12 protein-coding genes are annotated in these 16,058 nt (G+C 43.6%); 7 read left to right on the forward strand and 5 right to left on the reverse strand.

Annotated elements, in window-relative coordinates:
* Window position 1: 1 nt before the first annotated feature.
* Window positions 2-2,293, reverse strand: a complete 2,292-nt coding sequence (locus tag C900_RS12950; protein WP_009580383.1) for a TonB-dependent receptor — start codon at window positions 2,291-2,293, stop codon at window positions 2-4.
* A gap of 268 nt (window positions 2,294-2,561) precedes the next feature.
* Window positions 2,562-2,798 carry a hypothetical protein gene (locus C900_RS12955; protein WP_009580384.1) on the reverse strand — a complete coding sequence of 79 codons (237 nt, stop codon included), beginning with the start codon at window positions 2,796-2,798 and terminating at the stop codon, window positions 2,562-2,564.
* Between the two features lie 169 nt (window positions 2,799-2,967).
* Between C900_RS12955 and C900_RS12960 the strand changes: the two genes are divergently transcribed.
* The 3 genes from C900_RS12960 (at window position 2,968) to C900_RS12970 (ending at window position 4,900) form a co-directional block, all read left to right on the forward strand.
* On the forward strand, window positions 2,968-3,756 hold the full coding sequence (locus tag C900_RS12960; RefSeq protein WP_009580385.1) for a helix-turn-helix domain-containing protein: 789 nt from the start codon (window positions 2,968-2,970) through the stop codon (window positions 3,754-3,756).
* Window positions 3,757-3,840: 84 nt separating this feature from the next.
* Entirely contained in the window at window positions 3,841-4,536 is a 696-nt protein-coding gene (locus C900_RS12965; protein WP_009580386.1) for a DJ-1/PfpI family protein, read from the forward strand.
* Between the two features lie 7 nt (window positions 4,537-4,543).
* Window positions 4,544-4,900: a cupin domain-containing protein gene (locus C900_RS12970; RefSeq protein ID WP_009580387.1), complete on the forward strand. Its 357-nt coding sequence runs from the start codon at window positions 4,544-4,546 to the stop codon at window positions 4,898-4,900.
* A 319-nt stretch (window positions 4,901-5,219) separates the two neighbouring features.
* Here C900_RS12970 and C900_RS12975 read toward each other — a convergent pair whose 3' ends face one another.
* Window positions 5,220-6,482 (reverse strand): M20/M25/M40 family metallo-hydrolase, encoded by a 1,263-nt coding sequence (locus C900_RS12975; RefSeq protein WP_009580388.1) that lies wholly within the window; start codon window positions 6,480-6,482, stop codon window positions 5,220-5,222.
* Between the two features lie 52 nt (window positions 6,483-6,534).
* Here C900_RS12975 and C900_RS12980 point away from each other — a divergent pair, with 52 nt between their 5' ends.
* Window positions 6,535-7,644 (forward strand): TolB family protein, encoded by a 1,110-nt coding sequence (locus tag C900_RS12980; RefSeq protein WP_009580389.1) that lies wholly within the window; start codon window positions 6,535-6,537, stop codon window positions 7,642-7,644.
* Between the two features lie 325 nt (window positions 7,645-7,969).
* Here C900_RS12980 and C900_RS12985 read toward each other — a convergent pair whose 3' ends face one another.
* Together C900_RS12985 and C900_RS12990 are read right to left on the reverse strand one after the other, a co-directional pair.
* Window positions 7,970-8,359, reverse strand: a complete 390-nt coding sequence (locus C900_RS12985; protein WP_009580390.1) for a hypothetical protein — start codon at window positions 8,357-8,359, stop codon at window positions 7,970-7,972.
* Between the two features lie 316 nt (window positions 8,360-8,675).
* Entirely contained in the window at window positions 8,676-10,952 is a 2,277-nt protein-coding gene (locus C900_RS12990) for an aconitate hydratase (protein WP_009580392.1), read from the reverse strand.
* Between the two features lie 617 nt (window positions 10,953-11,569).
* Here C900_RS12990 and C900_RS12995 point away from each other — a divergent pair.
* The 3 genes from C900_RS12995 (at window position 11,570) to C900_RS13005 (ending at window position 15,902) form a co-directional block, all read left to right on the forward strand.
* Window positions 11,570-12,616, forward strand: coding sequence for a sensor histidine kinase (locus tag C900_RS12995; RefSeq protein WP_009580393.1), 1,047 nt, complete (start codon window positions 11,570-11,572; stop codon window positions 12,614-12,616).
* A complete protein-coding gene (locus C900_RS13000; RefSeq protein ID WP_009580394.1) occupies window positions 12,606-13,391 on the forward strand; it encodes a LytR/AlgR family response regulator transcription factor in 786 nt (261 codons plus the stop codon). The genes C900_RS12995 and C900_RS13000 overlap by 11 nt, the downstream gene beginning before the upstream one ends.
* A 93-nt stretch (window positions 13,392-13,484) precedes the next feature.
* A complete protein-coding gene (locus tag C900_RS13005; RefSeq protein ID WP_009580395.1) occupies window positions 13,485-15,902 on the forward strand; it encodes an FtsX-like permease family protein in 2,418 nt (805 codons plus the stop codon).
* Window positions 15,903-16,058 lie beyond the last annotated feature (156 nt).

A 16,058-nucleotide genomic window follows, 5' to 3' on the forward strand; every position in this document is an offset into this window, starting at 1 on the left:
GCTAATTCTTTTTTGAAAATTTATACCCAATACCTATGCTGAAAGTCCTCGGATCTCCCGGTGAATAGTTCTTGCCAAAGCGCGATTTGCTGGCATTGGTCGCATACAGTTCATTGGTGATATTCATGATGTTACACCAGATGTCGAAGCCCTTAAGCGTATATCCCACGCGCATGTTAAGTAGGTCAAAGCCTTCATATTTTTCTGTATTGGCAGCGTCCATATAGTATGGTCCCACATGCTGCCATTCCAGTCCGATCCTGGAGCCTTTAAGGAATGGAGGCTTGTATTGCACTTCTGTGTTGGCTATCCAGTTGGGCGCTGATTCCATGCTGTTGCCGTTGTAACTTTCTCCGAGTTCCTGATAATCACTATATTCATGAGTGGCATTGGTACCCCCGACCCGGATGTGCAGGTTGTTCAATGGCACATAGCGGAAACCATACTCCACGCCCTGATGTAGCGTTTCTCCGGCATTTCTGTTCTCACGAGTGCCGTCATCCAGCAGCACGTTGATCACTTCATTAGTCCCTCTCATTTGGTAAAAGCTGATATCGAAATAGCCTTTTTCCACGATGGAGAACCAGCCGCCAACCTCAAGGTTTTTGTAAACCGATGGTTCTAATACAGGTACTTTCACTCCTCTGTACAATTCGCTGACTTGTGGAGGTACAAAACCGATGCTATAGTTGGCATACAATCCCCTGTCTCGACCAAAATCATAAGTAAAACCCACTTTTGGGCTTAGGTTTTCAAAAGTATCATCTGAGTTTGGCGCTCCTGAAAATGCATCAGGGGTAAGAAAATTTTCATAACTGTAGTCAAACCTGTCGTAACGGAGCGCCAATACAACGCGTAATCTTTGGACCGGGCTCATCTCAAGCTGTGAATAAACAGCGGTATTGAACAGGCTCACTTCATAGTCAGTCAGCAGGGAATCAGGCTTGCTGTATCCTGTATACACACCCTCTTCGTTGCGGGCGATGTTGATAAATTCGGCATAATAGGAATTAGGACTGAAGTCTATGCTGACCCCTCCAATAACACTGGCATCCCAAAAGCCGAACGTCTTCATGTGTTGTGCCAGGGCGCCATAGCTGCGAAAGCTATTTTCATTAATTTCCCCGGAAGCTTTTAATGGATTGGTACGATCATTCTTCACGCGGTAAGCCGGGATTTGCCCCATGCTGTTATCCCTGTAGAACAGGGTAAACTTGGTCTTATTCCTGTCGTTCCATAAGTGTTCCAGTGTACTTCTCAGCCTGAGTGCCTTCACTGTACGCTCTGTAAAAGTGTGCATACTGGGGTATTCCATGCTGTAAAAGTTGATGCTGTCAATACTTCCGGTCATATCAGTTCCATAGTCAATTATGGTTGCACTTGTTGTCAGCTTATTTTTCGCATCAATTTGGTAGTCACCTTTGAGGCTAAGGGCGAGTTTGTTAAAGTCGCAGTGTTCGCGGTATCCGTTTTTTCGGTAGGCATAATACCCACCGGCATAAAGGCCGAACTTTCCTAAAGTATTTCCTGCCCCGATGTCTAGTCTATTGTACCCCAGGTTGTCTTTTTGTATAGATATATTGGCTGTGGGAAATGCCGAGGCGCTCTGTGTAATGAAGTTAATGGATCCTCCGATGGCCTCGCTACCGTATATGGAAGAAGCGGGGCCTTTGATCACCTCGATGCTTTTCAATGCGGCCATATTCATTTCTACCAGAGAATTATGATTGAATACCCCCGTTGGCCGAATGGGAATGCCGTCTTCCATGTACAAAAAGAGGCTTTTAAGTGACAGCGGTTGGCGAATGCTCATACTGTGCTGTTCATTACCGAGGTTGACCATGTAGACACCGCTGACTTTATTGATCACCTGCTCCAGGCTGGCCGCCTTAGTATCTTCCAGTAGATTCGGAGATATTTTACCGATGGCGGCAGGTACATCTGTTCGAAGCTGGTTTTCCCGGCTGGCGGATACCACCACCTGGTTCAATTGTACAAATGATTGTTTCAGGCGGATGGTGAGCGCCTTTTCTGTTATAGAAATAGTTTCGGGTTCATAGCCCACATAAGAGAATGTAAGTTGATTGCCGGCAGGTACTCCCAAAGTAAAATTACCCTGCAGGTCTGTGGTGGTCCCTTGTGTCGTCCCGGAAATAGTAATATGTACACCGGGAAGTGATACCTGCGTTTCTGAATCAATCACTTTTCCGGTAATAAAATTTTGGGCGTAGAGTGAGCAGCCTGTTCCCGCCCATAGCAAGACAAGCAGATATATTTTAAAAATATGATCCATGATAAAAAGCTTAAAAGAATTATAAATTTGATTTGTGATCCAGCTTCAGTAGAAGCATAGTAGCACCAGGGATAGCCGGTTTTGGTTATTCAAAACGAAGGCTAAACAGGTAAAATTCTTATTAGCTTAGCTGCCTTGGAGGACGAAAAATATCTGCTAAATAGCCGGGAATGATTAGCTCCTCGTAAGTATTGAATGCCAGAGTTCTGGCAGGAAAAGTACGGGCCCTGAACTTATGCAACGCCTCGCAGAAGGTCTCCAGGTTCTGCTATTTGTTAGTCTGATTTTCCTGCGACTGCTCGGTTTCCTGCGTCTTCTTTAATTTCTGCATCAGGATACAATGTCCGTTACAATTGAGCTCCGGCTTGTCACGATTGATGCATAGCACTCTGGCGATATAGTCCTGATTGATCTTAAAGTCGATGTAAACGACCGGGATCATCATCGCTTTAACCATCATAATGAAGGCCAGGAATCCAAGTGCTATTTGTGCGTGTGATTTCATTGATGCTACTGCAATATTAAAGCACACAACTTTATAGAAACATGATTTTGGTTACTTTAAATATTGATCATTGTCAGGACATGTATAGCAGTATTGAATTTAAAAGCCAAAACCCTTTCAGGAAGACTTTCGTTTGCGATATTAGTTGTGTCAAAATCCAAATCGTTAAATGGTTCAGATTTTTCCCTTAGAAGGGTATCAAGCCCTGGAGAAGCCCAGAAGGGTAATAAAGTATGTACTCGTATGGTGTGCATCCGGAGATATTACCCTAACCGTTGACGAGGGTGATTTTGAGCTTAAGGAGAACAGTCTGATCACGATCACATCAGGGCAGATCCACTATCTGAAGAGTAAAAACAATGCCCGGGGATACGTTCTGGAATTTACGCTGGATTTTTTCTGTAAAGATGATACTGATATAGAACTTATTTTTCACAATGGACTTTTCTGCCATTTTTCTATGAATGAAGTCATACCACTGGATAGTGATTTTATTGCCGGACAGTTAAAGCTTATCAAAGAAGAACTGAACCGGCAGCCGTACCAGTACCTGATCTCTGTGCATTCACGTATTGAACTCATCTTGGTGGAGATTAACAGAACAAAAGTAGGCCGGGGAGGTGAGGTATGGAAACCCGAGGCATTGTTTCTGCGATTCCTTGAGCTGGTGAGGGCAAACTATGAGAAAAACTATACTGTGAGCCAACTGGCGCTCATGTTGAGAACCACCGAAGCCAGGCTCAACGAACAAGCTAAGCTTCATGCTGGTAAAACTGCGCAAAACGTGATCTACGGGTTGACTGTCTCTGAAGCCAAGCGGCTGCTCACCTATGAGAACCTGACGGTAAAAGAAGTGGCCTACAAGTTAGGCTTTAGCGATCCTTTTTATTTTTCCAATTTCTTCAAAAAACACACCGGTAAATCTCCGAAAGCCTACCAAGGCGAGTACGCACTGTGATCTTACATGCTTATCCAAAGATCCTCTATGTTTTGCAGCCTTGCCTGCGGGTAGCTTTGTATTATCAATTAATTCACAAAGCATATGAAGAAAATAATGCTAAACGCATGTCTGCTGTTCACTTTGGCGGCATGTGAAAACAATTTTTCACAAAACCTTAAAACAACAAGTATGGAAAAGAAAATGGATCCTTCACTGCCTACTATTGGTATTTTGATCTTTGAAGGAGTGCTGACAAACGAGGTAGTGGCTCCCATGGATGTATTTGCAAAGCACGACTCCTCAGGGAACACTTTGTTTAACCTGGCGCTGATAGCAAAAGAAGATCGTGTGTACACCACAGAGGAGGGGTTGAAAATATCTCCTGATTTCATCATCGGAGCCCCGCCTGATCTGGATGTGCTCGTGGTGCCCAGCTCCAATGATCCGGACCAGCAGGTGAAGGATAGTGTGCTTATCAATTTCATCAGGGAACAAAATAAGACCACTGATTATATCGCGAGCCATTGTGCCGGAGCTTTTATGCTGGGCGAGTCGGGTATAGCAGATGAGAAGGAAGTGGTGACGTATTGTTCAGGCTCAGAAGCGCTGCAGGAGGCATATCCGAGCCTGATCGTAATGGACGACAGGGTAGTATCTGTGGTGCAGGATGGGAAATTCATTTCCTCAAACGGCAACCTGGTCAGCTATATCGCTTCTCTGGACTTACTAGAACAAATGACCAGCAAAGCACATCGCAAGTATGTAGAAGAGCAATTATTGATCAACAAATTAAAATAGCAAAAATATGAGTACTGATATCAACGATTATATTACCAAAAGCAATACCACAGCCTGGAAAGCCTTGGTAGAAGAAGATGTAGACACAAAAGGCATATCTGTTAAAGTATTGAGGTATGACGAAAAGCAACAAAGGCCGCCCACCTTTATGCTAAGATTTGAGCCGGGAGCCTCCTACCCTTACCATAACCATCCCGGAGGCGAAGAGCTGTTGGTATTAGAGGGTAGCTGCATACTGGAAGGTACTACCTTATATGCAGGTGATTACCTGTACACCCCGGCCGGATTTAAACACTCAGTAAAGTCAGAAACAGGTTGTACGCTTCTGTTTATGGTGCCGGAGGAGGTGGAGATTATTTCATGACAAGAGTGGGGCAAAATATCCCTGATGAAATGATGGGATGACCGTTAAAAACAGAGGTGTGATATCAGCATCGTCATGAGGACCTTGTTGTATCTTCGGGCAGCGTTGGCCTGTTCGGGATCGAACACCGTTCCGAATGGTGATGCGGGGCCCGCGGCCCGGAGCGTTACAGGCTGAGGCTAAGCAATGAAAATAGCGCCCGGGTTCGTACTTTGCCTCTGGCTACAAAGATTTGCCACCCTCTGGCCCTGTCTTTCTTCATAAGTAACGGATGGAGCTCTTATATGGTGTAAGTGCCAAGCACCAACAGCTCAAAGGTTCAAAATTCAATGGAGTAATTTAGCTGTTCCTCGCCTCTTTTTACCACCACAGTAGTGGTATCACCTTCGTTGAACCTGGAAAGGGCCTTCATATAGCTCATCATGTCTTCAACATTTTCACCGCCCAGTTTTACTACAACATCCCCTTTTTGCAAACCTGCTTTTGAGGCCGGCTTACCCTCGCTTACACCATCAATGCGCATGCCTTTTCCATCATACAGGTAGTCCGGAATTACACCAAGCGTCACCTTAAATCTTGGTGTGTCCTGAGATTCGTCTTTTGTCTTAGTAAACTCCATTTTACTCGCACTATCCAATGAAATGGTGATGCGGGTAATGTACTCTGCAATGTCTGTCATGCCCTCATAGTTGAGCTTGTCGACATCATCAGTCGGCTTATGATAGTCTTCATGCTGACCTGTGAAAAAGTGCAGCACCGGTATATCCTGAAGGTAAAATGATGTATGGTCCGAGGGTCCCATGCCGGATGGCTTCATGATCAGAGAAAGGTTGTCAGTATTGTGAGCGCCAAGCAACTGCTCCCATACAGGGGAGGTGCCGGTGCCGTGCACTACAAGTGATCGCTCTTCATTTAACCGGCCCACCATATCCATATTGATCATCGCCTTGATGTTCTTAAGTTCAATTGTAGGATTTTTCACAAAATAATTGGAGCCCCATAAGCCTTTTTCCTCGCCTGAAAAAGCTATGAACATGATGTCCTGGTTCAGCTTCTTGCTTTTTAGCTTTTCAGCCAGCATAAGCAATACCGCCACTCCGCTGGCATTATCGTCTGCTCCATTGTGAATGAGGGTATCACCCCGATGCAGCGACCCGAAGCCACCATAGCCCAGGTGGTCGTAATGGGCGCCAATAACTATCACCTGATCACCGGGATTGTCGATCATACCTACTACATTTAAGGCTTTTATGGTCAGTGAATCCCCATCTGCATTCATTTCAGGCTTTTCATGCGGATTCATCGATGGGGTAACATCAAAGGCCTGAAGATATCCATTTGTGCCCCCGGGGGTTAAATGACTGGCTTCGAACTGCTGCGCTATGTATCGAGCTGCCTCCTCTGCGCCACGGGACCCTGTTTCTCTGCCTTCAAGCTCATCACTAGCCAGGAAGATAGTATGTTTTTTTAAGCCGCTGGTTAAATCCTGCCTGCTCAATTCGTTAGGTTGGCAAGCGCAGAAAATCAATAACGCCAAAAAGAAGGTGAAAAATGTGGATAGTTGAATATCAGATTGTTTCATGAAGATCTAGCCATTATATTCGGAACCGAATTTAAACAATACAGGTTAATCGATGAAGACTTATCATTTTTTTCTAGTGATTTTACTTGCCGGATGTGGTAAAGCTACTGAGAGAACAGTTGAATCTACAACTCAGGAGCAGGAAGAGGTAATTGCCGGGGACTCGTTGCTTTATCCTGGTGAAAAGCATTTAAAAAATATCAGACAATTGACCTTTGGAGGAGACAATGCCGAAGCCTACTGGAGTTTTGATAACACGATGCTGGTTTTTCAATCAACTAACGAGAAGTGGGAGGTGGAGTGCGATCAGATATTTTATACTCATCCTTTTGGAGAAGGCATGAAAGAGAGCAGGCCTCCAATGATCAGTACCGGAAAGGGAAGGACTACCTGTGCCTATTTTATGCCGGGTGATACAAGTGTGGTGTATGCCTCTACGCATTTGGGAGATGAAGCCTGTCCCTCAAGGCCTGAGCGCAGATCAGACGGTAAATACGTATGGCCAATTTATGATGATTTTGACATCTTCGTTACAGACCTTAAAGGAAATATTTTACAGCAACTAACCAATGAGCCGGGGTATGATGCTGAAGCTACGGTTTCTCCAAGAGGTGACAAAATCGTGTTTACATCACTACGTTCAGGTGATCTTGAGCTCTATACCATGAACATAGATGGCTCAGATGTGAGGCAGGTAACAAATGCGCTGGGTTACGATGGAGGGGCATTTTTCTCACCTGACGGTACAAAGTTGATCTTTAGAGCCTCACGGCCAAAAACGGAAGAGGAGATCAGGGTATACAAAGAGTTGCTGGCTGAGGGATTGGTAATGCCGACCCAAATGGAGCTGTATGTATGCAATGTGGACGGTAGCGACCTGAAACAGATAACTAACCTTGGCAAAGCCAACTGGTGCCCGTTTTTCCACCCTTCAGGAGAGAAGGTGATCTTTGCTTCCAATCACGAGACGGAGAGGGGATTTCCATTTAACCTGTATATGATCAACCTTGATGGCACTGGGCTGGAACAGATCACTCATGATGATACTTTTGATGCTTTTCCTATGTTCTCTCCCGATGGTAAGTATCTGGTGTTCAGCTCTAACAGAAACAATCAAGGTACACGCGATACGAACTTATTTGTAGCTGAATGGGTGGAGTAGGGGAGACAGAAGTCCGAAGTCCGAAGACGGAAGTCCGAAGTCGGAAGCCTGCTTTACTAAGCCTGGAAGGACTAGTAAAGCTTTCCTCGCAATGAAGGTCGGAAGTCGGAAAGGCGGAAGACGGAAGACCGAGGTAGTAATCGGTAACCAGTGGTCGGTTGTGATGCGAATTTCATCGGATGAGTGTCTGTGCCAAACAAGTCTCATCCGATGAATAAGCATTGTGTAGTATAAGAAATTCGAAGTCCAAAGGGCTACCTTTCATTCTCATCCCCACATCCCCTCATCCCTCATCCCTTAGTGCTCATCGCTCCGCCCTCAGCTACTATTCCTCTGCTTCCTGAAATCTCATCTTCACAAAATCTATATCGAAAAGATCTTCGAGCAGGTTCTCATGTTCGGTGGAACTGATCACTTTCAAGTGTTGCTCAGCACGGTCAGCAGGGCCACGGACCATCAGCCGTTTGATCTTTTCAGTTTCTTCTTCTTTTACATAGTAAAGAGAAACATAATCGGATGCTCCCAGTGTAATTTCATCGATGATGGAATTAACACTTTCTTCCACATCCGGCAGGTCCCTGGCTGCAATAGCCAGGTATGGGATGTCATGCCTTACTTCCTTCTTATGGTCGTGATATTCCTGCATGACGGTATCTTCAAAATACATAGTCTCTTTAGGATCGGCTATTTTATATACTAAAATGTAATTTTTCATATTTCCGGTGGTTAGTTTCCTATCAAACTAACAGTGTGCTGGTGGGCATTGTTTATCGTTTGCGCTTTCTTTTCTGCAAGATAACCCGCACCCTTCAGGAATGTGATTATTTCAGGAATAGGACCGGCCAAATTGCTTACTTATATTGTGTGTGTAAATAAAAAAGGGCCGTCTTAAAAGTCTCCTTCTGACGTCATCCTGAACTTGATTCAGGATCCCCTGATTAGTTTCTGCTCATTTCCAGGGGATTCCAAAGCAAGTTTGGAATGACGACTGACTTTTAAGACGGCCCTTTTTTAAAATTTCAGAAAAGATATTAAGCGTGTTGCTGCTTTTCTCTTTCCTTGATCAGGTTAAGCGCAGAACCTGCTTTGAACCAGTTAATTTGCTGTTCATTGTAGGTGTGATTAACCTTAATGGTATCTTGAGAGCCATCAGCATGCTTCAGTACTAATGTCAGCGGTTTTTCAGGAGCAAACTGATCCAGGTCAATGATGTCAATCGTATCATCCTCCAGTATTTTATCATAGTCACTCTCATTCGCAAACGTTAACCCAAGCATACCTTGCTTCTTCAGGTTTGTTTCATGGATCCTGGCAAATGACTTCACCAGTATCGCCCTTACGCCCAAATGTCTTGGCTGCATGGCTGCATGCTCTCTCGATGACCCCTCTCCATAGTTGTGGTCGCCCACTACGATGGTAGGAACCCCTGCCGCTTTATAAGCTCTCTGTACAGCAGGAACGGCACCATATTCTCCTGTAAGCTGGTTCTTCACAGAATCAGTCTGCTCGTTGAAGAAGTTTACAGCTCCGGTCAGGGTGTTGTCTGAAATATTATCGAGGTGGCCACGGAATCTCAACCATGGGCCTGCCATTGATATGTGGTCAGTGGTACACTTGCCTTTTGCCTTGATCAGAAGCTTCATACCAGTGATATTTTGTCCATCCCAAGGCTTAAATGGATCAAGCAATTGCAGTCGTTTGGAATCAGGAGCTACTTTTACTTCTACGTGACTTCCATCTTCTGCAGGGGCTTTATAGCCGCTGTCTTCCACAGCAAAACCCTTAGGAGGAAACTGTATGCCTTGTGGTTCATCCAATTTCACCTGCTCACCGTTTTCATTGGTAAGCGTATCAGTCATAGGGTTGAAAGTCAGATCACCTGCAATGGCAAAAGCCGTTACGATTTCAGGTGAAGCTACAAAAGCATGGGTATTGGGGTTACCGTCATTTCTTTTGGCAAAGTTCCTGTTGAAAGAAGTGATGATAGAATTCTTTCTTTTCGGATCGTTGGTATGTCTTGCCCACTGCCCGATGCAGGGCCCGCAAGCATTGGCCAGCACCACACCGCCCATTTTATCGAACGTAGCCAGGTAGCCATCTCTGTCAACAGTATAACGTACCATTTCCGAACCCGGGGTGATCGTAAATTCAGCCTTCGCTTTCAGGTTTTTATCAATGGCCTGCTGAGCAACCGATGCTGATCTGGTAATATCTTCATATGACGAGTTCGTACAAGAGCCGATCAATCCTACTTCCAGGGTTACAGGCCAGTCGTTTTTCTTCACCTCTTCGGCAAATTTTGACAGGGGAGTAGCTCTGTCAGGAGTGAAAGGGCCATTGATGTGAGGCTCCAACTCTGAAAGATTGATCTCAATTACCTGATCAAAATACTTTTCGGGGTTAGCGTATACTTCATCATCGCCAGTTAGGTGTTCACTAACCGCATTGGCCATATCAGCTACATCCTCTCTGCCCGTTCCGCGCAGGTATTCTTCCATTTTTTCGTCATAACCGAAAGTGGAAGTCGTAGCGCCAATCTCAGCGCCCATATTACATATGGTGCCTTTTCCTGTACATGACAAAGATTTAGCGCCTTCACCAAAATATTCTACTATAGCTCCGGTACCACCTTTTACGGTAAGTATACCGGCCACTTTCAAGATCACATCTTTCGCAGAAGCCCATCCGTTGAGCTCACCGGTAAGTTTAACTCCGATCAGCTTTGGAAATTTCAACTCCCACGGCATGCCTGCCATTACGTCTACTGCATCGGCACCACCAACACCTACGGCTACCATTCCTAATCCACCGGCATTTACAGTGTGGGAATCGGTACCGATCATCATCCCCCCGGGGAAGGCATAATTTTCCAGTACTACCTGGTGAATAATACCTGCACCTGGTTTCCAGAATCCGATACCGTACTTATTTGATACTGACTCCAGGAAGTTAAATACCTCGCCACTGGCGCTGATAGAATTCTTCAGGTCTTCCTGAGCGCCATCTTTGGCTAATATCAGGTGGTCGCAGTGAACGGTTGAAGGCACTGCAGCCCTTTTCTTTCCAGCCTGCATAAACTGTAAAAGCGCCATTTGGGCAGTGGCATCCTGCATGGCCACGCGATCCGGGGCAAAATTCACATATGATTTGGCTCTCACGAAGTTCTCCAAAGTTTGCTCTTCATGAAGGTGGGAATACAATATTTTTTCAGCAAGGGTAAGTGGCTGGTTCACCACCTTTCTGGCAGCTTCAATTCTCTCTCCCATCTGGGAGTATACTGCCTTGATCATGTCAATATCAAATGCCATATTCGCGTATTTAAGGGTTTGAAATGAGTTGCAAAAATACGAATTAAATTCTTTTTTCAGATTGGTAAGCAGGGTAGTTGCTAATTTATATCCTCTTTAAATAGCATCCTAAATAATACCAATAATTAGTGATTGTAAGAAAAACTTAAAACTTATCCTCATTGCGAGGCAACCAACAACTTCAGTTGATTTTGTGGATAATGACATTATACCACCATTAACTACAGAGGAAGCAGAGTAGGAACAGAAGTCATAAACCACACTGCCGGTAGCGAGGGGATTCACTGCGTTACGTCCGGGATGACGGAAGTGGGGAATTGAATAATTATCTGACTATCAGCATGTAATGAAAAATTGTCATTGGTAACGAAGTGCGGCAATCTCCTCTTCTTTGGTGTCCATTAAGAGGGGATCGCTTCGATTCCTCCCCGTGGCAAGCCCGATAACAACAAGCGTTTTCTTACAATCACTAATTAGCGGTTTTTGGCAATGGCATTTCCACTGCGGGGGTGATGTGCATTTAACAAAGTTGTTGGAAGCGATAGCAAAAAGCCTTGATATTTTATGGGAAAAAGTTATTACTTTAACTGCCTGTTCATTATTGAAGAAAAACTCATTTGATTCAAAAATGCATAAAATATCACGGGCTTTTTTGGGTAGCCCTATTTCTGCTCGCTATTGCTTACAAAGCAATTAGTTACGAGGGTGTAGAAAACATCATCTACTTTCCCGGAGCACATATCTTTACATTGGCCTTATTGTCTCACGGGTTGATTTATTTGTTCTCTCATTTGATCAAAGGAAAACATCTGATAATTAAACACCTGGTAGCAGCCATTATATTTGGCTTCTTATATCATTGGATATCTGGTTTCGTTGTTTTAATGGGAGAGCGTTTGTTTGCTCTTCCGGAGCATTACACGCTACATACTCTTTTTGTATATTTTAAAGACTATTGGTTTATAGCATTTGAAGGCATTTGCTGGTATGGCGGTATTTTTATAACACTCTCCCTTATTTACTATAAAGGACTCTACGAGATAAAAATGAAGGAGCTGGTGGATGCTTACACCATGTTGAAATCATCTTCTTTAGAAGTGCTGTCTGCCCAATTACAACCACATTTCTTGTTCAACGCAATGAATAATATCAGTATGTTGATCCGAAAAAATGAGAAAGGTAGGGCAACGGAAATGATCGCTTCTTTGAGTCATCTGCTAAGGAGGTCGATGTCTGCAGGTGAGCAACCGAAGATAACACTTGCAGACGAGCTCTCTTTTTTAAAGGAGTATATTTCACTGGAAAAATTACGTTACACGGATGTGGGGGTGAAAATTCAGCTTGATGATGCCACAAGAAACGCGAAAATTCCTCAGATGATACTACAACCTTTGGTAGAAAATGCATTTAAACATCTGATACCTGATGAAGGCAACACTTTGCTTATTACTATTGATATTTGCAGGAAGGAAAATTTGCTTGAAATTGAGGTCTGTAACCCTGGTGTTTTTGATGCTCCGTACGATATTGCCTGTAAAAAGGGTATTGGCCTTTATAACACCATTCACCGGTTAAGACAAATGTATGGGACGAGATATAGCTTTAAAATAATAGAAGAGAGGGATGGGGTGAGAATGGTGATTAATATACCATATGAAGAATAAGATAACATGCATTATTGTCGATGACGAAAAGGAAGCGAGAGAAGGGCTTGCTTTAATGGTGAGTAAGATTGAAGATATTGATCTTGTAGGTGTTTGCAGTAATGGTATAGATGCCATTTATAGCATCAACGAATATAATCCTGATCTACTGCTTTTGGACATTCAGATGTCACAGATCAACGGCTTCGAAGTACTCCGTCATATTAAGAAACATCCTGCCGCGATTATTTTTGTTACTGCTTATGACCAGTATGCGCTTCAAGCCTTTGAAGTGCATGCGTTGGATTACCTGTTAAAACCGTTCAGTGACCATCGCTTTTATGATGCCATTGATCGGGCAAGAGAAAAAATCGGCCATAGAAGGGGAAGGGCTGAAATTCAGGCGCTGCTGGCGGAAACAAAGAAAAATGAACGTCATAAAGACTCTGTGTACTATACCAAAGGGGCCAGCGGAGAAAAGATTGTGATCAAAACAGGCGGGAATATCCATCTCGTTCCGGTGGAAGAAGTCAGGTATGTAGAGGCGTACGATTATTATATTAAAATTCACGTTCATAGCAACTACTTCCTTATAAGAGAAACGATGAAGAACATGATGGTGAAGTTGCCGGAAAACATCTTTGTCAGAATTCACAAGTCATATATTGTTAACCTGAACTGTATAGCGGAAGTTGAGAACACTTCTGCTACAGATACAAAGGTGATACTGAACACAGGGGAGCAGGTAAAAGTGAGCAGGACATATAAAATGGAACTTATTGAAAGGTTTAAATAGTTGAGCATGCATTTCCCTGCAAAATACTTACAGCTTACTGCAAAAATCTGATATGTATTGGCAGGAACCGTATATTGGTGAAAAACAAAATATATGCTCAGAAATCATTTAGTATTCTCGCTTCGGCTTTTTTTAAAGGATGGCTTTTACAGCTTACTAAATATAGGAGGTTTAGCGCTCGGGATCACTACGGGAGTCGTATTGTTGCTCATTCTGCAATATGATCTTCAATATGATAAACATCATCACCAGTATGAGCGCATATATCGATATACACAGAAACTGGAAGCGCAAGGTGCGGTATTTGATGTCGCGCTTTCGGCACCGGAATTATCAACCATTCTTTATCAGGAATTGCCTGAAATAGAGGCGATCGCCAGAATTCAGGAGTATTCTGATCCACTGGTGCGCCATATAACCACTGATGGTACGGTAAAACAGTTCAGGGAAGAGTATGTGGTTCGCGCCGACTCCGCATTTTTTTCAGTCTTCACCCATAAGGTTCTGAACGGAAATGGTGAAAAGGCTCTGAACGGTGCAAATAATGTGGTGCTAAGCGCTTCAGCAGCCAAAAGGTACTTTGGAGAAGCAGATGCACTGGGTCAGATACTGATGATGCCCGACAGTCAGATATACGAAGTTACTGCTGTTATTGAAGACCTGCCAGCCAATTCCCATGTAAAATATGATATTGTCCTTTCGGAAATTCTTTCCAGGGATCCTGTCGGTGATCTACAACTTTCCGAAGCCTATTGGAATCCCGAGGTATATACTTATATACTTTTTAAAGAGGGAACAGATCCCGATATTTTCTATGATAGGTTCCCGGCCATCTATGATAAAACGTATAGGCTGTTCGGTAATAAGATAGAGGGAAAAGTAACTCCTTATTTGGAACGGTTAGACATGATTCATTTTCATTCTACCAAAGGTGCCGATTATCCACAAGGTGATTTAAAGTTTGTTTATGGTTCCGTGGCAATAGGCGCATTTATTATTTTACTGGCCTGCATCAATTATGTGAATATGTCTACAGCCAGGGCGTCAAAAAGAACTGCGGAAATGGCAATGAGAAAGGTGTTGGGTTTAAGCCGCTCCAGGTTATTCTTTGCTGTATTGTCCGAAGCAGTGATCATAAGTCTTGCCGCAATGGTGTTGGCTGTGGCGCTAAGTTATTATATTGTGGAAATGTCAGGTTTTACCAACCTGATACAGAGAAACCTTGATCTTAATTTTATCAATAACCCGGTACTTCTTGCGGGCCTATTGGCGCTCGGTTTAGGTATTGGCATTGTTTCAGGTATATATCCTGCTATATACATACCCTCAATTCCGGTAACCAATGCATTAAAAGGAAACAAATCTATCAAACTATCCGGGGGGTGGGTTAGAAAAGGCCTTATTGTTTTTCAGTTTTTTCTCTCACTTACCGTGGTAATATGTACTGTGATCATGGGGCGGCAAGTTGAATTTCTCCGGAATATGGATCCAGGATTTAATCGAAATAACATACTGGTTTTGCCCTTGCCAGAGAGCAGGTATGTCAACAGCACAGAAGTTTTTCAAAACAAGTTGATGAGTAACCCTGATATTGTGGCTGTTACTTCAGCGTCTCAGCTTCCGAATAATGTGCAGAGTTACCAGGTACTAAAAGTTGAAGATGAAGCGCGTGGCATGGTGCAGCAGCAATTTTGCTTCCTGATGGTCGGTGATGATTTTCTAAACACCCTGGGGCTGTCACTTTCCAGTGGGCGTGATTTTAGGCGCAACAACGAATCAGATTACTATATGTCCTTTATTATCAATGAAACCGCGGCTCGCGAGTTGGGATGGGCTAACGATGCTGTCGGTAAAAGAGTGGCCTATTTTCATGATGAAAATTGGGGCGAGGTTATAGGAGTTATCAAGGACTTTAATCACCTTTCACTACATAATGGCATTGAACCCATTATTATGGTTTATTCTAAAAACATCAACAACATCATGATGGTCCGGCTTTCGGGTAATAACATCTCGCAAACAATTAATTATATAGAGTCTACCTGGAATGAATATATGCCATCACAGCCTTTTGAGTATGAATTTCTGGACCAATCCTTGCGCCAGCAGTACCAGAGCGATCAGGTACAACACCGGCTGATACAGATCTTATCTTTTGTTTGTATCTTTATTTCAGTTCTTGGGCTGATAGGGCTATCTGCTTTTACAGCCTCGCAGAAAACAAAGGAAATAGGCATTCGTAAGTCTTTGGGTGCAACAGTGCCACAAATTGTACTTCTTTTTTCAAAAGAATATTTAAAGCTGATTATCGTTGCCCTCATTGTTGCTATTCCTGTATCCAACTATGTGGTCACGGAGTGGATGAAAAATTTTGCCTATCAGATAGACATCAGATACTATTATTTTCTTGTCCCGGGGCTGTTGATCATGTTGCTTGCACTGGCTACTGTAAGTATACTCTCCTGGAGAACTTCTAATACAAATCCTGCTGAAGCATTAGGATATGAATAGTTGGTATTGTCTATTTAGTCTTTGCAAGAAAACTCTAAGTGGCTTTAAGAAAACATTCCTGCCAAAGAGCGAGACAAGCGCAACGCAGACATTGACGTTTTTTTAAAGACACTATTTAGCGTGAGTTCGATATAAACGCTCGGTCATCCTATCCCG

This window comes from Fulvivirga imtechensis AK7, assembly GCF_000331535.1.
Lineage (GTDB): Bacteria > Bacteroidota > Bacteroidia > Cytophagales > Cyclobacteriaceae > Fulvivirga > Fulvivirga imtechensis.